Origin of the sequence: Aquamicrobium lusatiense (genome assembly GCF_014201615.1) — a bacterium.
Lineage (GTDB): Bacteria > Pseudomonadota > Alphaproteobacteria > Rhizobiales > Rhizobiaceae > Mesorhizobium > Mesorhizobium lusatiense.
Genome location: NZ_JACHEU010000001.1, coordinates 1,293,719 through 1,310,998 on the forward strand (window position 1 = coordinate 1,293,719; position 17,280 = coordinate 1,310,998).

Genomic DNA, 17,280 nt, shown 5'->3' on the forward strand with positions numbered 1-17,280 from the left:
GCCGGCCCCCGGAGCGCGATCTGTTCCGCCAGATGACGGGAAGGTGGTTAGAGAGTGAGCGCCCGCTTTTCGCGCTCGGCAGCCAGCTTGCGACGCGGCGCCGTCTGGCCCGTGAACCGGGCTATGGTTTCGTCGAGAGTGGCGATCCGGTCTGCCATCCCCTGAGCGACAGCTGCCTCTGCGCGGACCATGCGGCCCTGTCCGAATCCATCACGCACGGCAGACAGCGTTACGCCACGGTTTCGGGCAACCGCGCGGATGAAGTCGTCATAATAGGAATCCGCCTGTTGCTGGCGGTTCTCGCGCGCTTCGTCGCTGAGCGGCCCGAACTGGTTGCCCTCAGCCTTGTATTTTCCAGACGAGATAATGGTTTTCTTCACGCCCATCTTTTCGAGTGCGGCGCTGACATCATCATGGACGCCAATGACGCCGATCGAGCCAACCTGTGCGGATGAGGTGAGCACGATTTCATCGGCAGCAGATGCGATCCAGTAGGCAGCGCTGGCGGCATAGCCATTTACATGGGCAATGATCGGCTTCCTGCCCCGAGCCGCAAATATTCGCGATGAAAGCTCGTCTGTTCCGGTGACCACACCGCCGGGGCTCTCCACATCCATGATAATGGCCTTCACGCCACTGTCGGCGACGGCCATGTCCAACATCTTGCCGAAGCTTTCCGAACTGGTGCCGCCAGAGATTTCCGACATCATGTTCATGCGGTTGGCGATGACGCCGCGCAGAGGAAGGATCGCCACGGCGCCCTCCTGTCGCTGCACATCACGCTCGGCCTGACGCGTAATGCGCGCCTCGACCTCTTCTGCGGAGAGCTTTTCGCCTGATGCCTGCAAGGCGAGGAACGCAACAATCTGGTCGAGCTTGTCGGGATCGATGGCCCAACACTCGGACGCAACCGCCAGAAGGATATGAGCATACTTCATTGGCCGTCCCTTTCCGCGCGTTCTTCTGCCTCATCCTCATTAGGATCGGGCTCGCGTTCTGCCGCCGGCGTGGCGGATCCGTTTGGCTGATAATTTGGATCGGTTGCGCGCTTGAGCGGCACCATGTTGGCCGGCACGAAGTGCTCATCGCCTTCCGGGCCGATCGGGTCTTCATCCTCAAGCTGAAGAATGCGGTTCGGAGAGAAACCGCCAACCATGAACACCTTGTTGTAGAACTCAGCCCGGGCTTTCATGTCGCCGCGCAGGAGGGCGTTCATGTTGAACTTCACATAGTAGCCCTGCTCCTTTTCCTCTTCAGTGAACAGCTTCCAGTTCAGTTCCTGCTCCCATGCATCTACCCACGGCCCAACCGTCTGGCGGATGAAACCAATCATCAGCTGCTCGATGCCGGAACCCCATGAAGTCGTCTTCTCGTGGCTCTGGAGAAGGATCAGCGGCACGTCGAAGATGCGGGCGATCTCGGCAATCTGAAACTCGCGAGTGCCGAGGAACTGCGCATCCTCCGGCGGGATGGTGGTCTGGATGAACTTCATGCCCTCTTCGAGGACCTTGACCCGATGGGCGTTATTAAGGCCGCTTTGGTCATCGAGGGACGCTGCCGGGTTCTCGGAATTGCGCTTCACCTCGCCATTCGGGCTGCGGATGTTCTGCTTCGCACCGGGCGACAGCTTTCCCGGATGAAGCAGGAAACCGCCGGACTTGGCATCGTTGGCAAAGAACTTGCCGCCGAATGTCTCTGTTGCAAGTCCGAGCGCCACCGCCTCACGGTGCAGGGCGATCTGGGACATGCCGACATATCCGTCCTGGCTTTGATCCATTATGTGGATCACATCGTCGGAATCGAGCTGGTGGCGCGTGCCGTCGATCGTCGTCTCAAACCAGTGATCGCCATTGCGGCGCACAGGGCCGGTGCGATCTGGCAGAAGGGGATAGAGCCCTACGCCACGACCCCGACCGTCGCGCTCTATCTCCAGATATCCGTTACCCCATAGAAGCGCATGAGCCTGCGAGGTCTTACGCACCGTCCTCGACGACATGAGGTCATTGGGCCGAACGCCGAGGCGCTGCGCAAAGGGATGCTGTCCCTTTCCATTACCGGGGCTCACCACCTCTTTCCCGCCAGCCGGCCGTGAGCGATACATGCGCAGCGGAAACCACGCGATCGGATTGCTGATGCGATTGACGCAGGCATAGACAGGCGTGAGGCGCAGCGACCCGTACTCGCTGACGGTCACTCCGGCGTTCGTCTTACCGCCGCCAATGGCTCGCAGCAGCCAGCCACCGGGCGAGGAAAAGCTTCCGGCCTCGCGGTAGGTCGATCCAAACATGCTGGCAAACAGGCTCATGCATGCCTCGCCAAAAGGATCGCACCCACGAGCAGCAGCCCCCCACACACAATGAGAGCCGCCGGCACATGGATCATCGCCACGCCGCCAGCAATGAGGGCGACGCCGAGCAAGCCGACAGCATCACGCCAGTCAACCCTTCGGCTGTTCCGTTCTTCGTTCAAACTTCGATCTCCAGAATGCCGCGCGTCTCGTAGACGGACGGTCCCTCTGCCTCGGCGCTCATCCATCGAGCCTGACACATCATGTGAGCGACAGGGCCGTCGATCTTGTTCTGCTCGCGGTCCTTGCGGGGATAAACGTTGTCCTTGGCGTCCGCTTTCGCGACGACATTGGACAGCATCCATGTGAAAACGGGATCACCGTTATGAGCGATCTTCCGCGACCGGATCAGGCCATCCATCTGTTTCATTGCGGGCGAGAAGTTCAGGACCAGTGGTCGCACCTCTATGCAGGGAATACCTTCCTCGCGAAGTTCGGCCATCATCATGTGCGCCTGATGCGGATCAAAGGCGATCTCGTCGATGATAAGTCCGAGGCCTTCCTCATCCTGCAATCCAAGGATGTCATCACGGATCGTCACATAGTCGATCATGTCGCCATCGGTTTGCGTGATCCACCGTTCAGGAGCGTCCCGCCATCCGCGATAGTGTTCGTTTTCAGGCAGTTCGATCGTGGCCTCAGGCAGGTAATATCTGCCGAAGCGCGCATATCCGCCCTCATGCTCGAAAGTGATTTCCATCGCCGCAATGTCGATGACAGACGCCAGATCAAGGCCGATTTTGCAGGGTTGGCCTCGGAAATCCTCCAGCCTCAGGGCAGGGGTCGCGCTTTCTTTCCACTTTTGAATGTCGAAATAGGCATTGCGAGCCTGCACCCACATATTGAGGTGCTTGGTCTTGAATACTCCGATTTTGCGCGGGTTCTGTTTCGCGTCCCGCTGCCTAGCACGCAGAAACTCACCCTTGACGCTCACGTCATAGTTCGGATTTGCTTTTCTCAGGGCGAGATCGGAACTCCAGTCGTCGTCTGCGTCTACAGTGTAGATGAGCGCGAACAGCTCATCGTTCTCAATAATTCCTTCAAGTACTTTTTCCGCTTCCTGCACGGCAGCGTAACAAGGTCCCGAAAGGTTATCTCCGGCTGTTGTGATGATGAGCAGGAGCGGCTGCTCACGGGCGCCCATGCCTGTTTCCATCGTGTCGACCATGCGGTCGGTGGCGTGTTCATGATATTCATCAACGATGGCGCAGGATGGAGAAGCACCATCTCCGGGATCACCAATCAGGGGCTCGAACTTTGATCCGTCACCAAGGCGATGGATATTCTTCGCTCCGACCGTGACGCCATAGTGCTGAACGAAGGCTGGCGTCTTCATTGCCATGAGCCGGGCAGGCTTGAAGACCTCCCATGCCTGCTTTTCAGTGGTGGCGCCGGAGTAAACCTCGGCGCCATGATCACCATCGATCGACATCATGCCGAGACCGACACCCGCCGCCCATGTGGACTTGGCATTCTTGCGAGGCTCAAGAATCAGCGCTTTTCGAAACCGACGCAGCCCGTCCTGTTTCCGCAGCCAACCGAAAAGGCAGACCGTTTTAAAGCACTGCCACGGCTCAAGCTTGAGCTTCAGGCCTTTTCGCGCCCACTCACCTTTTGTGTGAGGCAGCAGTTCAAGGAACTTGCACCACTTCTCTGCCGCCTTGGAATCGAACCGATAAGGGAAGTTATGACCTTTACTCGCCTCAAGATCGTCCAGATGCCGTTTGCAAGCTAGGAACACCCATTTGCAGACCGGTATTTTCCCGCTGACGACATCCTTCGCGTATTTATTGCCGGCCGCGACATGGGGATGGTCAGCCGAGCGCGGCGAACGGGTTTTGCTCATCTGGGGTGTTTACAGAAACCTTGGAGCGCGCCGCCGGGGACAGCCCAAACTCGGAAAGCAGTGATTGAGCATGGCGCATAGCCTCACTTCGCTGGGCAACCGCCGGATGGCCCTTGATCTGCTGACTGGCTACGCGGCCTTGGTCGTCATAGGTGACGTTGCTGACAAAGGTTCGCCCGCCGTCTTCGATCATTGCCGTGCAGATCTCGACTTCTTCAAGCCGCGAGGACGCCAGCGCCAGCATCGCGGCGTCCGAGGATGAGCCGATGCCCATGGCGCCGACGATAGCCACAAGCTGGTCGAAAATCTCTGCGCCGCGTGCCGAAAGCCAGTCTGGAGCCTCAGGCATGGATGCTGCGGGCTTGGGCGCATCTGGGTTCATCCGATCCGGTCTGTCCGTCCCGGCGACGACTTTCAGATGGTCAGGAGTCCGTTTGCGTCCGGCCATAGAAAAATACTTTCATTTTGACGGCGGAAAAATTTGACCCCGAACCGGTCTAGGCCCCAAAGGCTCTGGACTTCCGATCCCCCATCCCCTTCACTGGTGAGATAGGCGGGAGGCAAATCTGATGTCGAAGTATGACCCTTGGCGAGACCACCTGACCAATCACCGCGCTGATATCGTGACTATGAGCTTTGACGAACTCGATGAACTGGCTCACCTGCCGCCTTCGTCCCGGACCTATGCTGAGTGGTGGTCAAATGAGGACATACGGACCACGACACATAGCCAGTGCAAGTCATGGCAGGCGGCTGGCTTTAAGGCAGAAGTCGACCTTGTTCGCGAAACCGTCACCTTTCGGCGTGGCTCCTGATCTCTTCCCTCTGCTTCACACTGGAATGGCACGGCGCACACAACGATTGCAGCGGGCCGTACCAGAACAGGTCATAACCGCCGTTGTGTCGCTCGACGTGATCGGCCACGGTCGCTGGTGTCAGCCTGCCTGCCTTCTGACACATGACGCATAGCGGTTCGTCGCGAAGCTGCGCCTCTCGCCTCCGCTGCCAGCGTGCTGTCTTGTACCAGCCGCGCCATTCCTGCTTGTCGCGTGTCTGGTCGTAGAGGCGGCGCTGCTGCTGTCGGTCGCCTATGCCGGGAGGACGGTGGACTGGTGGACGGCTGGGCATCGACGATCCTCTTGCCACCACAAGCTACGTTTGATTACTAGGCGCGGGGTTTGATTTGATCTGGAGAAGGGACGGGGGCTTGACTGTGCGCAGCAAGGCAAGAGCTTATTTCGACGTGCTTGTAGGTTTGGTTGGTGTCGCTGCCGGCGCCATAAGCGTTTGGCAGTTCGTACTGCCGACACAACGGCAAGATGCCTACCTTGAAGGAAAGAAGGAAATTGCTGCAGAAGTCGTGATGGCTCTTTCAGAAGCCGGGTTCAACACGAACCCAGCCGAGACGGCGTTGCAGGACGGCAAATATAGCGAAGCTGTTACACTTGCCACGCAGGCCACACTAGCGCCTCCCGTTGCCACCATTCCAGACCAACCCTTCAAGCTTCGCGATGGAGAGGTGATCGATCTTCCCAGCGGAGACATGCTGTCCTTTCGCTTTGTAAGCAGCCCTGAAAAGATCGTCATCGTTGCGGGCGACGAGAAATCGCCGGCGATACGCCGTGGTGAATCCTACGTTCATTCGGGTGGATGCCAAATCGATTACATCGATCTTGAGACCGAAGGTTACAGCAATCACACGGCCACGCTTCGCGCGAAGTGCGAATAGTTCGCCCTGCCTAACGGATGCATCTGTATCACGAGATGGCTGCCACTCGCCTGCTACGCTTTTTGCGATAAAACTCGCTATCAGTCTTATCGATCAGCTCGGCAAATGTAAGGCGTGACTTACATCGTTGGTGTCCCACGGATATTGACAGGGCGTGAGCGGCTGTCCCTACTGTGATGTGGGCGTTGTTTTCCGCCTTTTAATTTCCTCTTCCATTCTTTCCTTTTGGATAGACATTAAGCTGTAAGGCAGTGGCAGGGACATCAGCAATGCGAACACGGTCACACCAGCTAAAATGGAAAAAGGCCAATCGTGACAAGCGATTTTATTTTCTTGGATGACTGTACAAGCTAATACCAAGATGAGGTTGATGACATACACGAACACCAAGTGAGCATAGTTTCCAATCCTGACTTGAATGTCTTTGGCATGCTCATGTCCCAAGCGCCAATTTCCTGTCAGAAGCATTGACGGATCGCCTATGATCGAAATGACCGCGACCAATACACCCGCTAGAATGGAAAAGACGGAAGTAATTCCAGCAAGCGCGGCCGGCGATCCGACAAGTAATGGTCCAACTTTTACGGCGGCCCATGCTCCCAAGGCCGCGCTTGCTAAGATGTACGCCCGTGCAATGGTAATCATTGCTCAAATATCCCGGCACTTCGCCACTCCTTCATAGCGCTGCGGATGGCTGAGAATGCGCTTGCTGTGTCAATCGCGATCTCATCGCCTTCGACACTAACCTCCCTACGTATAACCAGCTTCGTACGTGTGATCACGTTATCATCTCTGGTCACGATCTTGAATTCATCTTCGGTGTCGGTGATCCCATCGGCAATTTTTGCGAGCAAGAACGGAACTAGATGTCCAGCAGAACGACCATCATAGCCGAGATGAATGCTCGTTTGAATTTCACTTGCTGCCAGCATCTCTTCAGGAGAACGCCCTTTTGCACCCAGTTGAGCTAAGGGCGCCAAGATGGATCCGATGGCGGCGGACAACGAACCTTTCGTCACCTCGTGGTTGATGTCATTCACGGTCGTCTCAAAAGCCGATATCCCTAGGTCGATGGATTTTACACCAGCTTTGAGCAACTTCTCTATCTGCTGCCTATCGGCCCTCGGATGAAGATGGAATTGTGTTTCGCTTTTTGGCCTTTTCGCATGCTCGATGAAGCGCTGGAAAAGCCCTGTTATCTGACCATCGTTGGTATGGCCATCAGCGAGGTAACCCACATGGTTTCCTTCTACGACCAAGTGAATTCCTGTTCTCAAGAATTCTTGACCCGTCGGCGCTTTATGGCGACCGACACCAGGACCACCATTAGCCACCGTCGCAGCCTTGCGTCCCTCAGAATACAGGGTGAAGTACAATGCTGTGCCTCCTGCAGAGAGGCTTCGCTCCGATATTTGAACGTCAGTATCGGACTTGTATTCGAACTTGGTAGAGGAAACGTCCGGACAGTTGCCAAGACAGAGATTCAGAATCTTCTCTAGTGTTGAGCCACCATCCGCCGCCCAAAGCGCACGCCTGTAATGAGCAACCTTATACAAAAATATCCTCCCTTATTCCCCGTCATGATCAAAGCGGGGAAATCAGAGAGAGTCCAGTGCGACGTTTGTTCCAGATGTTGAGCCAGCGGCTAAACGCTGCCGCTTCTCAGGATTCAGCGAAGTGAGGAAAAGGGCGCATTTCCCCCTAGTGTCGGCGGTGAATTCCGACGCTGCTCCGGCAGGTGGCGCTAAGGCCCCGCTCATGACGAGCAAATCACCAAGTTCATTACGGAGCCGAAACTATCCTGCTTGGCGGATTTTATCAAGAGGCACCTTGGTCCGAAGCTCCCGGCCCATGGCAGCTATCAACAGGACAATGTTTTCGTCGCTCACAGCCTCCACAGTTCCCTGCGTGCCAGTGAATGCACCTTCGCCCACCTTGACCAGATCACCGGGCTTGATGCCGTGACGGTCGATGCGCAAATCGTCGAACTGGCCGGCATCCTGCGCGGAGCGGATCGCCTGCACATCGTCATCGCTCGCAGCAATCGGAACAGACGCCTCGCCGTAGTGCTGGCTGCGAAGCACGCGCTGCACATGCTCGCAGTCCAGAACCCGCGACCAGTGTTCCGAGGCCAGCACAAACAGATACCCCGGCAGGAGCGGATAGCTCTGCTTCATCCACTTGCGCTTGCGCCTGTGATGGTACTCCCTTCGAAAGCACGGCACGAACACCGTCTGCCCCAAGGCGAGGATTTCGGCTCCTGCCTGTCGTTCTGAGTTCGGGCGGCAAGCAACGATGTACCACTTGCGCGCATTGTCGTTCTTCGCGATCTTGATCAATCGTCTGCCCTCCAATAGAGCTTATACGCCTTGGGTTTTCGATAGAGGACACCGCCGCGATATTCGTATTTCCCCTGCTTTGCCCGATGAACGACAGAGCGAATCCTATTCGGACTTAGCTGGGTTCCAATCGGCCGGTACTCGACAAGCCTGTCTTTCCACATGCGCTCGGGCGGTTCGATCCGATACCATTCGCCATCTTCGTGCAGGATGAAGCGGGCACGGCCGAGATCAGTCAGGCCAACCATATCATTTGTGCGCAGCTCGCAGATGTCCGGGCCGGGCTTTGCCTGGCTAATCGGACGCCACGGATTCTTGCGGTCGTATGCCTCGCGGGCTATGCGTTCGAAGGCGCTCATGCGCGCTCCTTTCCTGCGTAGGGGATGAGACCTTTGCGCATTGGCCGTCTGATAGGGGCCGACTTCTCCCGAAAGTCAGTGGTAGAAAGATTTGCGATGCCGGGCCTTCGTCCGTTGCCGCTACCGCGCATCTCCGCCCCCGCTCGTTTGAGGATCTGGCGAACGCGTTCACGCGAAAGCCCGTAGGCGCTTCCGATCTCCTGAAGTGTTTCGCCGCTTTCGTGCCGACGAAGCATGTCGCTGACGCGGGCACTGCTCATGGCTCACCCCGGTCGATAATGACCTCGCATCGGCCCTTGAGCGTCGTCGTGGTCTGATTGGCCCAACTGACAACCCTGCGTGCTCGACAGACACGAAGGCAGGGATTTATCGCAGCCATGTGGGCGGCGTTTTCCTCGTTCGGATAGAAATATTCATCCCACAGGCGACCGTCCGGCTTGACGATGACGAAGCCGCGCTTGACCGTGGGCTTGTGGAAATCAGCAGGGATGATCACGCCGCAACCCTCCGCTTCTTACGGGTCTTCCTGAACCACTGGACGGCCAGCGCCCGCCACACCGGCACCTTCTGAGCTACGCTGAACACCTTGGCCTCATGTTCGGCAGCCTTGCCGGCCATCTCGATTTCGCGTGTCAGGTCTTCCGGCTCGAACTGGTCGCAGAACTCCGGTTCTGTCATGAGATACTCGGCGGCCTTGATGTGATCGGCGGTGATCGGGGCCAGCTTGGCCTTCGCCAGAACCTCCAGAACCATGCGGGCCTTCATGACGCCGCGTTTGTCGACCAGCGCTTTGATTGCCGAGATCGAAATCGTCTCGCGATGCTTGAAGTCGGATCGGCTTGGCGGGGTACGCATGATGATGACGCCGGCACGCTCGCAGGTTTTCAGAACGTCGAGGGCGTCGACATCGCCGGCCGTGACCTCCGCGAAGAACACCTGCAACGGTGTGACGCCGAGACGCTGAGTATTCTGACCGACGAATGCCGCAGCCTGCACGGTGGTGTCGGCCGCCTCGACGATCATGACCGGGATCATGTCGATGTGCGGATGGCTGGCCGCTGCGATGGCCGTGTGCTGGCCGTCGATGACCTTCAGCACGGTTTGGCCGTCATGGTCGGCATAGGCGCAGATCGGCGGCTTGTACTTGGTCCAGTCGAAAGCTTCGATAATCCGCCGGATCTGGCGCAGGCCTCGTTCACCGACGCTGCGCTGGTAGGCCGGATCGACGAACAGGGTCTTGGGGTCGACACGTTCGCAGATCGGTTCGCCGGTGTCGGGCGCTGCCGTATCCAGATCGGTGATGCTGATCGGTTCTATGGCGCGGAGTTCGGTCATGCTGACCCTCCCGTTTCGTGAATGCAGTATGTCTGTCGGATCATTTCGGCCTGAACGGCGTCTTGGAACGCTTGGACTTCGATGCGCGCGATACGAGGCGGGAGGCCGAAAGCGACGGTGAGTTCGAGGAACAGCGTGCGGCACGCCTGTCGGATGAACCGCGAGGACCGATGGCCGTCCAGATCAAGCGCCTCAATGGCGACCGCCCGAACCCGGCGCAGGTTCCTTGCAGGCGGGAAGAGAACAATCGAGCCCATCAACCTTCCTCCGTTTCAGAAAAAAGTTCGACGGTTCCGTTTGCTCCAATTTCTCTACGGCCCTCTTCTTTACGAGTATCACGAGAGATGGGACCACGGGTGTCCTTTAGACCGGGACCACGGGTGTCCTTTAACTCGCTGGCCGGTCGGGACCACGGGTGTCCATAGGGGTCGGGACCACGGGTGTCCTTTAGACCGGGACCACGGGTGTCCAGCCCAAAGGGCCTCAAATCGACCACCTCGACACGGTCGTCCAGCGTCTCGGGCAGGGCCAGACGGATCGTGCGGGTCTTGAAAAGATTGTCGCCATCACGCCGCCAGCCGGATGCCACGATAAGAATTCCGAGATCGGCGTATCGCTTTATGCACCGCGTAATCGTCTTGTCGGAGCAGTGGCCGGCACGCCATGCAATTTCGCGGTTGCTCGCAATAATCTCTCCGCTGGAGAACATCAGCACCTTGCGCACTGCGGCCAGAAGGCGGAAATCGTCGTTCTCCAGATGTACGATCTGCATCGCCACATCGTGCCATGCGTCGAACAGCGCCAGCTTTTCCTTCTTTTCCTTTGGCCATTGCAAGGGCACAGCTCGTCGCTGTTGATGGCTCTTGCGCTTGCCTGTCAGCACGTTGCTACTCTTAATCTGTCTTGCCGCCGTCATGCCGCGCGTCTCCTCGCCATCACTGATGTGAGGATGCGCTGCACGGCAAAGATGCCCGCCTCCTGATGCAGATCGTTGAAGTCTGTCCGCAGCGTCGGCGGCATGCCGTAGGGCAGGCCGGTTTGCTGGGCGAAGTGCTCACCGGTTCCGATCCCGCCGAACTGAGGCAGGGGCTTGTCGTTATCGGCGGCGATGAACGCTCGGCCTTTTACCTGCCTCGCCACAGCAACGATATTCGATGCCGAGAAACAGCACAGGACGGTGGCCTGCACGCCGAGGCCCTTGAGCGCCGCCCTGATCGACAGGCCGGTCGCATAGCCTTCACAGAGCCATGTGTAGACCCCAGATGCGATGCGGTGCGAAGCGCCGCCGATCTCACCGCCGAACATGAACTTCTTGGTCCCGTCTTCCCAGATCAGTTGCGCACTGGTGACTTTGCCGGAGCGGCGGGCAGGGATCAGGACAGCACAAGTGGCGCCGGCAGGAACAATGTAGTCGCCCACGATATCGCGCACGGTCGCGGCCGATACGGTCATCGCTCGTTCGTCGCGGAATCCTTTCAGGACGAGGTAGGGATGCCCGCCGAGCGTCGATGACGCGATAAGGGCCTGAGCCATATCGGCAGCGCGCGCAGCGTCCCTCTCGGCCTTCTGCTTCGCCTTGGCGATGTCTCGCGCCACGGCTTTCTGTTCTCTGGCCGTCATGCCGTCGCGCAGGTTGATCGTCACCTTCTGGCTGGTCTGCCAGTTCCAGGCAGTAACCGAATGCTCGTTGACGATCAGCCGCCCGTCACCCTTTCCGCTTTTGCCAGCGGTGGTATCGGTATTCAGCCAGCGGCCATAGGTGATGCGCTTGGGGATATAGATCCCGGCTTCATGGCAGGCTTGTTCGATTGCTTCGTGTATCGTCACGCCGCCGACCTCCGCTTGCTATGTTCGCGGAAGCGCTTCACCTCACGTTCGATGAGGCCCCATTCGTCTTCACGAAGCGACACCTGATCGACAGAAGCGTAGTAAAGCCCATAGGGCAGTTGTGAGTCCGGGTAGATCCCACGCCAGACGCCGTAGGCCCATTTGCGAGCCGCCGCGTCACCCTTTCGCGTATGTGAAAGGCAGTAGCTGAGCGCCGCGTTCCAGACGCCTCTCGGATTTTTAAGGCACGCTGCACGAAGGCCCTGCCGCGGCTGAAACGCCGCCTTCATGCTGACTTCGAAGTCGATTAGCTGACCTTCAACGGTCTGGATTTCACCACGCTTCGGCCGCTCCCAGCCGCATGACTGGCAAACGATGGAGGCCGGCTCCATCTGCATCCCGCAGTCGCCGCAGAAGTGCTGCCTCTTTATCCGCTCGACCGGTTCGCGCAATTCGCTGTCACGCCGCTGCGCATCGGACAGGCTGTCGACACCGTTCTCATAGAGCCACGCGGTTTCCTCGGCAAAAGCAATGCAGTTGCCGGAGTGGTCGAGCCACAAGCCAAAATCCTTGCCCGGCGAAGTCCGCATGACGCGGCCCATTTCCTGAATGTGGTTCGAGAACGATTTCCGATACGGCCGGCAGGAGATGCCGACCAGCACATCAGGAACATCGAACCCTTTCGTCAGAACCGCGCATGAGACGAGCCCGTGAATGGAACTGTTGGGCTTCCGGAATTCTTCGATCTTGGCGTCTCTGGTTCCATCGGAACTGTCGAGGTAGCTGATCTGCTGGAAGTTGAAGCCGGCCTCGGCAAACTGGCGGCACAGTTCTTCGCCGTGACGGACGGATGGCGAGAACACGATTGTCTTTGCCGGCCCGCCGAAGAATTTCGCCGTCTGTTGAACCCATGTCTGCACCACATCGCCAATGATGGTGATGCCGCGTGATGCTGCTTCCTCGTCCTCATACTCGCCAGTGAATTTTTTCTTGGCCCCGGTCATATCTGGAGACACGCAAGCCTTGATCTTCAACGGCGCCAGAAAGCCATCCTTCAGAAGTCGGTTTACGGTCGCGCCGTTGACCAGACCGCCCCAATATTCCGCCATTCCCGCAGTGAACGGGGTCGCCGTGAGGCCGATGATCTTGGTTCGGGTGTACTGCTTCAGGCGCTCCAGCGTCTTCTGATACTGGCTGTGGCACTCGTCATAGAAGATCAGGTCAGGCTCTTCACCGAACTCCCGGCGCTCGAAAGTCTGGATCGTCATGATCTGGACGTTCTTCTCCGGCGCATACCGGTCGTTCTCGGCGTTGGCTCCCTGCACGACGCCATGGTCGATGCCGTATTCGTGGAAGCGGTCGCTGGTCTGCCTTGCGAGCGTCACGCGGTCCACAAGGAACCAGACGCGCTTGCCCTTCTGCATAGAAAGTCGGATCAGGTGTATTGCGGTCTCTGTCTTCCCGAAGGCGGTCGGAGCGACGAGCACGATCCACGACGCGCCGCTTCGCAGTTGCTCACGAAGCTGCCCTTCGACGTGCATCTGGTGAGGGCGAAGGATAAGCTCTTTCACGCTGCCCTCCTTCCAGCATCGATGATCTCGGACGCCTTGCCGACGAACCATGTCCAGTCGGCGGGGTTGCAATCCTTGGGAGGTGACGACAGAAGAAGCCGCGCAATGTCATCGGCCTCCTTGCGCGAGAAGCCGCCATCAAACTCGATGATGGCCGCGCGTTCGTCGAACTCGCCCTCCTTCTCGATGAACTGAGCGATTTCCCTGCCGTGCTGACGGATGAATTCAAAAGCCCCATCCGGCAGCTTTTCACGGTTGATGATGATCAGCTTTCCCGCATCTATGGCGATGTTCGCGCCGTGCGCCCTGATCCGTTCGACGATCTTTCCAACATCAGCCATCGACGATTTCTCCCGTCTCGATGTCGATGGCGACGTTGCGGGACCAGCCCAACTCGCTGAGCTTTTTCATCGCCCAAGTGAGGGTGTTGAGATTTTTGATTTTCTCTTGGCTTTCGCTGTAGAGGCGGGTTTCGAGAACCCGGATTTCCTCGTCCTTGTCGGCAATGACCTTGGCAAAGCCGCCCAGCTCGAACTGCACCTTCATTTCGCCATACAGCTTGTTCTCGGCTTTCAGCTCGGCATTCTCGGCTTCAAGGACGCGAAGCGCTTCCTCTAGTTCGAATATCCGGTCTTCGAGGGACAGGCCGTCATCGGCAGGCTGCGTCTTGCGCGCGGCAATCGCGTCGGCCTTGGCCTGTTCGCGCTGCTTGATGGCATCGGGCAGGGCGGAAACATGCTGCTCTCGCTGCCGGTCGAACTCGGCCTGCTGCGCCTTGCGTTCTTCGCGTTGGCGCTCCTTTTCGGCGCGAGCTGCCGCTACGGCTTCGGCAACGGCGGTTTCTGGAGCTTCGCCCTGCTCGACGCGCTCACGTATTTCCGCCGTGACAGCCGGCAAATCGGCCTTTATTTCGCGGGCTGTGGCTTCGGAAATGTCCACAAATGTGGACACTTTTTCGCCCACTGCGTCCGATAGCGCTCGGATGACGCGACCTTGGTCAATCAATTGATAGGCCCGACTCCGGCCCATATCGAATTCGGCTTTGACGTAATCGCCCCATGACGAATAGCCGAGGGCCTTCCATGCCTTGCCTTCATAGGCCTTGGTGATGTCCGCCCATGCCGCGTCGATGTGGCCGCGAATCCGTTCGGTCAGCGCGGAAGCTTCAGCTTTGGTGAGCTGCGTTGCAGGAGATTTCTGTGCCATGCGGATCACGCTGCCTCCTTCATGGAAAGCAGCCGCCGCAATTCAGCGACCGCCTCGTCGAGTGTGCGGCCGGAAGCGACGATGCCGGTTGCAGGATCACGGGCGAGGACAGTGCCGTCATGGGTGCGGATAGAGGTGAGGGGAGGGAAGATCATTCAATCCCCCTTTCCGCCGTCGATGTGACGGGCTTGGAGAGGCGTGCCGCCGCCCACGCGTCGAGGTCGTCGACATGGTAGAGCGGAATGCGGCCTGCGTACTGCATGGCAGGTCCGCCGCCGATGGTGGCGAGCTTGCAGAGCGTGGACACGGCGATGTCAATGCCATGTCGATGTGCCAGATAGGAAGGAACGTCCTTGCGACGAAGGCGCGGACGATCAAACGTCGCGATGTTCTCGCCACGGAGGGGATTGCGTTCCCCGCCGATAGGCGTCATTTGTTCATCAGTCACGGCGGCATCTCCCATTGGGTGCCGTTGGGGCCAGAACAGCTAGGCGGATGTACAGTCCGCTTTGCTGATCGATGAAGGCGACGGGGCTTGAGTCTTGGCGGACACCCCGTCGCCGCTCCTGCAAATCGCAGGATGTATTCAAACGCCTAAGGTAAGGCGGTTTCGGATTCTACATATACTCGCAGAACCGCTTTCCCCAAAAGGTTTTTGTTCTGCATCCGTTCTGGGTAAAGCGGGGAAAACTTGTGCAAACTTTAGGATGTGCATAGACGCGGCGCTTTCATCTCGCACAAAGCCTCGCTCAACGCTTTAACGGTGTACGCGCGGTTGGCTTCATCCCGTTCTTTACGAGGCAGATGGGCAAACCGAAGAACCGCCTTGATGGTCCCGGTACCGCCGTCAGAGTCCCGAATTATGCATCGCCAACCAGAAGTATCCTCGCCCAAAATGCCGGCGACGGTCTCCATAAGTTCGCGCTCAAGGCGGTAGGCGCGCTCCATCGGGGTTTCAGCCGGCTCAGCCATCGCCGGGCAGATTGCAACTGTTCCCATTGCAGGAAGGGATGACAGGAACTTGCGACGGTCCATTATGCCACCCCCCGGCTTTCCTTGCCGTCATCATGGGCAACCAGACCCTCGACCATCTCGCGCGCAATCCACAGAAGATTGTCTATGCGGGCGTCGTCTTCACCGACCGGCAGCTCAAACCGAAGTTCGCAGATCACAGACATCAGGTCTTTGATTCGATGCAGATCGCTGTTGAAATCATCAACTTTCCACGCCGGCCGCCTCATACCGAAGCCCTCCGCACTTGGTCGTCACGGAGTTCTTTGAAAACCGACCGCGCATCCCGCAGAATGTCGTTTATGACGTCGCAGCCGGTTGCGATGGCGCTTTTTTGAACGTGCCCATTAAGGCTGTGCCCAGCCATGAAGACCAGTTGGTTCAAGAAGATGGCCTTATCCAGAAGATCAAGGGCATCGAGAAAGGTGCGGGGTTCTTCGGCGGCGCTTGCCTCATCGGGCGCACTGGTGCTATGATTTGTCATCATCTTTCCTATCTTTAACCGGGTTGGTGGGTGATATGGCTCGGAGAGGTGGCCGCCTCTGCCGGGCCTTTTTCGTTCTCGCTCCGAATGGCGCAGTCAAGAACGTGGATAATTTCCGAGTTCATGGAGCGCTTATTTGCCACGGCACGCTCACGAATGCGGGTTCGCATGCCGTCTGGCAGGCGAAGGGTGTATTTGTCGGGGCCGCCGCTGGCAGAAACTTGCTTCACGATTTCTCCTTCCTCTCTTGATGATGGCTATTAGCCACTCATTAACCATGGCTAATAGCCACGCTTGCGTCAAGGGGCAAAATGATGGCTTTTAGCCTTATCTTTGAAAACCCGCTGAAAAGGTCTTAAAAATATGGCAAAGGGACCCGCCCAACCTCAGGACAAGTACGTTGTTCGATTCCCTGACGGGATGCGGGAGAAGCTCAAAGGGCTGGCCACGGAACACAAGCGATCTCTCAACGCTGAGATCATTGCGCGCTTGGCTGAATTTGAGGAAATGGACGCGCGTCTCTACGATGCCCTCGAAGAGAACGAGCGGTTGACCGCTGAAGTATCGGCGCTGCGCGTGATCAAAGCCCAATTCAACGAGATCGGGGATCGCCTCTTTGACGAAAGTGGCAACGTGAAACCGTTTGTGGTTGTTCCTCCCGATTTGTTGGACCGCATCCGCAGGGCCGCAAATGGAAGCTATCGGACTATAGATGCCGAGGTAATAGCTACACTTGAGGAGGCCTACCCCAACACGTCTGCTTTCCTTCGGGATTTGAAGTTTTTCTATTTTCAATGGGGGTCAGGCACATGGCACACGGTCGATGAAGACTCGTGGGCGCGGTTTAAATCTGGAGAAGTGCCTAAGCACATTGCGGACAGAATGAGCGAAAGAGACAACTACTTTGCTGTCGCGGTGATCGATGCGGAATGCGGTCTAGTAAATGTAATTCCGCATAATTATCATATTAGCGATGGTGGGGCTGTTTGGGCGGCATACGAGTTGCTTACAGATGAGGAGAAAGAAAATTACGCCCGATTGATGACCTCAGCCAACATGAAAGAAGAGGACGAGAAAAGAATTAAGGAGCTTCGAGACAAGATGGCTCCAGCGATATCGCTACCGCCAGACGCGATTTCCCATCTGCGCCAGATGTTGAGCGGACTTGCACCTGATGATGAGCTTGATGTCATCTTTGAGCGGTTAGCTTAAGAAGTTGATCTCCT

General features: G+C 57.7%; 27 protein-coding genes. 3 read left to right on the forward strand and 24 right to left on the reverse strand.

Features of this window, described 5'->3' with window-relative positions:
* Nucleotides 1-47: 47 nt before the first annotated feature.
* From HNR59_RS06180 to HNR59_RS06195, 4 genes are all read right to left on the reverse strand, one after another.
* The gene (locus tag HNR59_RS06180) at nt 48-938 is read right to left on the reverse strand and encodes a S49 family peptidase (protein WP_183827395.1); all 891 of its coding nucleotides are present in this window, start codon (nt 936-938) and stop codon (nt 48-50) included.
* Nucleotides 935-2,305 carry a phage portal protein gene (locus HNR59_RS06185; RefSeq protein WP_183827398.1) on the reverse strand — a complete coding sequence of 457 codons (1,371 nt, stop codon included), beginning with the start codon at nt 2,303-2,305 and terminating at the stop codon, nt 935-937. The genes HNR59_RS06180 and HNR59_RS06185 overlap by 4 nt, the downstream gene beginning before the upstream one ends.
* A 160-nt stretch (nt 2,306-2,465) precedes the next feature.
* Nucleotides 2,466-4,193 (reverse strand): terminase large subunit, encoded by a 1,728-nt coding sequence (locus HNR59_RS06190; protein ID WP_183827400.1) that lies wholly within the window; start codon nt 4,191-4,193, stop codon nt 2,466-2,468.
* Entirely contained in the window at nt 4,162-4,641 is a 480-nt protein-coding gene (locus HNR59_RS06195) for a phage terminase small subunit P27 family (RefSeq protein WP_183827403.1), read from the reverse strand. Before HNR59_RS06195 ends, HNR59_RS06190 begins: the two co-directional genes overlap by 32 nt.
* Before the next feature lie 181 nt (nt 4,642-4,822).
* On the opposite strand from HNR59_RS06195, the gene HNR59_RS21025 reads away from it, so the two are divergent.
* On the forward strand, nt 4,823-5,008 hold the full coding sequence (locus HNR59_RS21025; protein WP_425488657.1) for a DUF7662 domain-containing protein: 186 nt from the start codon (nt 4,823-4,825) through the stop codon (nt 5,006-5,008).
* Here the strand turns inward: HNR59_RS21025 and HNR59_RS06200 are convergent.
* Complete coding sequence (locus HNR59_RS06200) at nt 4,986-5,321, reverse strand: HNH endonuclease (protein ID WP_210307215.1); 336 nt, start codon at nt 5,319-5,321, stop codon at nt 4,986-4,988. The two genes, HNR59_RS21025 and HNR59_RS06200, sit on opposite strands and share 23 nt — an antisense overlap.
* Nucleotides 5,322-5,400: 79 nt before the next feature.
* Here HNR59_RS06200 and HNR59_RS06205 point away from each other — a divergent pair, with 79 nt between their 5' ends.
* On the forward strand, nt 5,401-5,922 hold the full coding sequence (locus HNR59_RS06205; protein WP_183827406.1) for a hypothetical protein: 522 nt from the start codon (nt 5,401-5,403) through the stop codon (nt 5,920-5,922).
* 168 nt (nt 5,923-6,090) lie between these two features.
* On the opposite strand, the gene HNR59_RS06210 is transcribed toward HNR59_RS06205, so the two are convergent.
* From HNR59_RS06210 to HNR59_RS20885, 19 genes are all read right to left on the reverse strand, one after another.
* Nucleotides 6,091-6,567: a hypothetical protein gene (locus HNR59_RS06210; RefSeq protein WP_183827409.1), complete on the reverse strand. Its 477-nt coding sequence runs from the start codon at nt 6,565-6,567 to the stop codon at nt 6,091-6,093.
* On the reverse strand, nt 6,564-7,298 hold the full coding sequence (locus HNR59_RS06215; protein ID WP_183827412.1) for a hypothetical protein: 735 nt from the start codon (nt 7,296-7,298) through the stop codon (nt 6,564-6,566). The genes HNR59_RS06210 and HNR59_RS06215 overlap by 4 nt, the downstream gene beginning before the upstream one ends.
* Before the next feature lie 420 nt (nt 7,299-7,718).
* The gene (gene nusG, locus HNR59_RS06220; protein ID WP_183827415.1) at nt 7,719-8,261 is read right to left on the reverse strand and encodes a transcription termination/antitermination protein NusG; all 543 of its coding nucleotides are present in this window, start codon (nt 8,259-8,261) and stop codon (nt 7,719-7,721) included.
* On the reverse strand, nt 8,258-8,620 hold the full coding sequence (locus tag HNR59_RS06225; protein ID WP_183827417.1) for a hypothetical protein: 363 nt from the start codon (nt 8,618-8,620) through the stop codon (nt 8,258-8,260). The genes nusG and HNR59_RS06225 overlap by 4 nt, the downstream gene beginning before the upstream one ends.
* Complete coding sequence (locus tag HNR59_RS21030) at nt 8,617-8,880, reverse strand: sigma factor-like helix-turn-helix DNA-binding protein (protein ID WP_183827420.1); 264 nt, start codon at nt 8,878-8,880, stop codon at nt 8,617-8,619. Before HNR59_RS21030 ends, HNR59_RS06225 begins: the two co-directional genes overlap by 4 nt.
* Nucleotides 8,877-9,116 (reverse strand): hypothetical protein, encoded by a 240-nt coding sequence (locus HNR59_RS06235; protein WP_183827422.1) that lies wholly within the window; start codon nt 9,114-9,116, stop codon nt 8,877-8,879. The genes HNR59_RS21030 and HNR59_RS06235 overlap by 4 nt, the downstream gene beginning before the upstream one ends.
* Nucleotides 9,113-9,955, reverse strand: coding sequence for a DUF6551 family protein (locus HNR59_RS06240; RefSeq protein ID WP_183827425.1), 843 nt, complete (start codon nt 9,953-9,955; stop codon nt 9,113-9,115). The genes HNR59_RS06235 and HNR59_RS06240 overlap by 4 nt, the downstream gene beginning before the upstream one ends.
* Nucleotides 9,952-10,212, reverse strand: coding sequence for a DUF6074 family protein (locus HNR59_RS06245; protein ID WP_246374621.1), 261 nt, complete (start codon nt 10,210-10,212; stop codon nt 9,952-9,954). Before HNR59_RS06245 ends, HNR59_RS06240 begins: the two co-directional genes overlap by 4 nt.
* Complete coding sequence (locus HNR59_RS06250) at nt 10,212-10,871, reverse strand: hypothetical protein (protein ID WP_183827432.1); 660 nt, start codon at nt 10,869-10,871, stop codon at nt 10,212-10,214. Before HNR59_RS06250 ends, HNR59_RS06245 begins: the two co-directional genes overlap by 1 nt.
* Nucleotides 10,868-11,782, reverse strand: a complete 915-nt coding sequence (locus tag HNR59_RS20960; RefSeq protein ID WP_183827435.1) for a toprim domain-containing protein — start codon at nt 11,780-11,782, stop codon at nt 10,868-10,870. The genes HNR59_RS06250 and HNR59_RS20960 overlap by 4 nt, the downstream gene beginning before the upstream one ends.
* On the reverse strand, nt 11,779-13,425 hold the full coding sequence (locus tag HNR59_RS06260; protein WP_210307216.1) for a DEAD/DEAH box helicase: 1,647 nt from the start codon (nt 13,423-13,425) through the stop codon (nt 11,779-11,781). The genes HNR59_RS20960 and HNR59_RS06260 overlap by 4 nt, the downstream gene beginning before the upstream one ends.
* Entirely contained in the window at nt 13,350-13,694 is a 345-nt protein-coding gene (locus HNR59_RS06265) for a hypothetical protein (RefSeq protein WP_183827441.1), read from the reverse strand. Before HNR59_RS06265 ends, HNR59_RS06260 begins: the two co-directional genes overlap by 76 nt.
* Nucleotides 13,687-14,568 (reverse strand): hypothetical protein, encoded by an 882-nt coding sequence (locus HNR59_RS06270; protein WP_183827444.1) that lies wholly within the window; start codon nt 14,566-14,568, stop codon nt 13,687-13,689. Before HNR59_RS06270 ends, HNR59_RS06265 begins: the two co-directional genes overlap by 8 nt.
* Nucleotides 14,565-14,714 carry a hypothetical protein gene (locus tag HNR59_RS06275; protein WP_183827446.1) on the reverse strand — a complete coding sequence of 50 codons (150 nt, stop codon included), beginning with the start codon at nt 14,712-14,714 and terminating at the stop codon, nt 14,565-14,567. Before HNR59_RS06275 ends, HNR59_RS06270 begins: the two co-directional genes overlap by 4 nt.
* Entirely contained in the window at nt 14,711-15,007 is a 297-nt protein-coding gene (locus HNR59_RS06280) for a hypothetical protein (protein ID WP_343060692.1), read from the reverse strand. Before HNR59_RS06280 ends, HNR59_RS06275 begins: the two co-directional genes overlap by 4 nt.
* Before the next feature lie 254 nt (nt 15,008-15,261).
* The gene (locus HNR59_RS06285; RefSeq protein ID WP_183827448.1) at nt 15,262-15,594 is read right to left on the reverse strand and encodes a hypothetical protein; all 333 of its coding nucleotides are present in this window, start codon (nt 15,592-15,594) and stop codon (nt 15,262-15,264) included.
* Entirely contained in the window at nt 15,594-15,737 is a 144-nt protein-coding gene (locus HNR59_RS06290) for a hypothetical protein (RefSeq protein ID WP_183827450.1), read from the reverse strand. Before HNR59_RS06290 ends, HNR59_RS06285 begins: the two co-directional genes overlap by 1 nt.
* Before the next feature lie 59 nt (nt 15,738-15,796).
* Nucleotides 15,797-16,054 (reverse strand): hypothetical protein, encoded by a 258-nt coding sequence (locus HNR59_RS20620; RefSeq protein WP_210307217.1) that lies wholly within the window; start codon nt 16,052-16,054, stop codon nt 15,797-15,799.
* A gap of 14 nt (nt 16,055-16,068) precedes the next feature.
* Complete coding sequence (locus tag HNR59_RS20885; protein WP_343060694.1) at nt 16,069-16,284, reverse strand: Arc family DNA-binding protein; 216 nt, start codon at nt 16,282-16,284, stop codon at nt 16,069-16,071.
* A 133-nt stretch (nt 16,285-16,417) separates the two neighbouring features.
* Between HNR59_RS20885 and HNR59_RS06305 the strand changes: the two genes are divergently transcribed.
* Nucleotides 16,418-17,266: an Arc family DNA-binding protein gene (locus HNR59_RS06305; protein WP_183827454.1), complete on the forward strand. Its 849-nt coding sequence runs from the start codon at nt 16,418-16,420 to the stop codon at nt 17,264-17,266.
* Nucleotides 17,267-17,280 lie beyond the last annotated feature (14 nt).

Coding starts and splice junctions, on each gene's coding strand:
- HNR59_RS06290 (WP_183827450.1), bottom strand. CDS start 15,737: ATGTCTGTGATCTGCGAACTTCGGTTTGAGCTGCCGGTCGGTGAAGAC.
- HNR59_RS06305 (WP_183827454.1), top strand. CDS start 16,418: ATGGCAAAGGGACCCGCCCAACCTCAGGACAAGTACGTTGTTCGATTC.
- HNR59_RS06245 (WP_246374621.1), bottom strand. CDS start 10,212: ATGGGCTCGATTGTTCTCTTCCCGCCTGCAAGGAACCTGCGCCGGGTT.
- HNR59_RS06250 (WP_183827432.1), bottom strand. CDS start 10,871: ATGACGGCGGCAAGACAGATTAAGAGTAGCAACGTGCTGACAGGCAAG.
- HNR59_RS20620 (WP_210307217.1), bottom strand. CDS start 16,054: ATGACAAATCATAGCACCAGTGCGCCCGATGAGGCAAGCGCCGCCGAA.
- HNR59_RS06180 (WP_183827395.1), bottom strand. CDS start 938: ATGAAGTATGCTCATATCCTTCTGGCGGTTGCGTCCGAGTGTTGGGCC.
- HNR59_RS06195 (WP_183827403.1), bottom strand. CDS start 4,641: ATGGCCGGACGCAAACGGACTCCTGACCATCTGAAAGTCGTCGCCGGG.
- HNR59_RS06240 (WP_183827425.1), bottom strand. CDS start 9,955: ATGACCGAACTCCGCGCCATAGAACCGATCAGCATCACCGATCTGGAT.
- HNR59_RS06275 (WP_183827446.1), bottom strand. CDS start 14,714: ATGATCTTCCCTCCCCTCACCTCTATCCGCACCCATGACGGCACTGTC.
- HNR59_RS06225 (WP_183827417.1), bottom strand. CDS start 8,620: ATGAGCGCCTTCGAACGCATAGCCCGCGAGGCATACGACCGCAAGAAT.
- HNR59_RS06200 (WP_210307215.1), bottom strand. CDS start 5,321: ATGCCCAGCCGTCCACCAGTCCACCGTCCTCCCGGCATAGGCGACCGA.
- HNR59_RS06285 (WP_183827448.1), bottom strand. CDS start 15,594: ATGGACCGTCGCAAGTTCCTGTCATCCCTTCCTGCAATGGGAACAGTT.
- HNR59_RS06265 (WP_183827441.1), bottom strand. CDS start 13,694: ATGGCTGATGTTGGAAAGATCGTCGAACGGATCAGGGCGCACGGCGCG.
- HNR59_RS21030 (WP_183827420.1), bottom strand. CDS start 8,880: ATGAGCAGTGCCCGCGTCAGCGACATGCTTCGTCGGCACGAAAGCGGC.
- HNR59_RS21025 (WP_425488657.1), top strand. CDS start 4,823: ATGAGCTTTGACGAACTCGATGAACTGGCTCACCTGCCGCCTTCGTCC.
- HNR59_RS06185 (WP_183827398.1), bottom strand. CDS start 2,305: ATGAGCCTGTTTGCCAGCATGTTTGGATCGACCTACCGCGAGGCCGGA.
- HNR59_RS06210 (WP_183827409.1), bottom strand. CDS start 6,567: ATGATTACCATTGCACGGGCGTACATCTTAGCAAGCGCGGCCTTGGGA.
- HNR59_RS06190 (WP_183827400.1), bottom strand. CDS start 4,193: ATGAGCAAAACCCGTTCGCCGCGCTCGGCTGACCATCCCCATGTCGCG.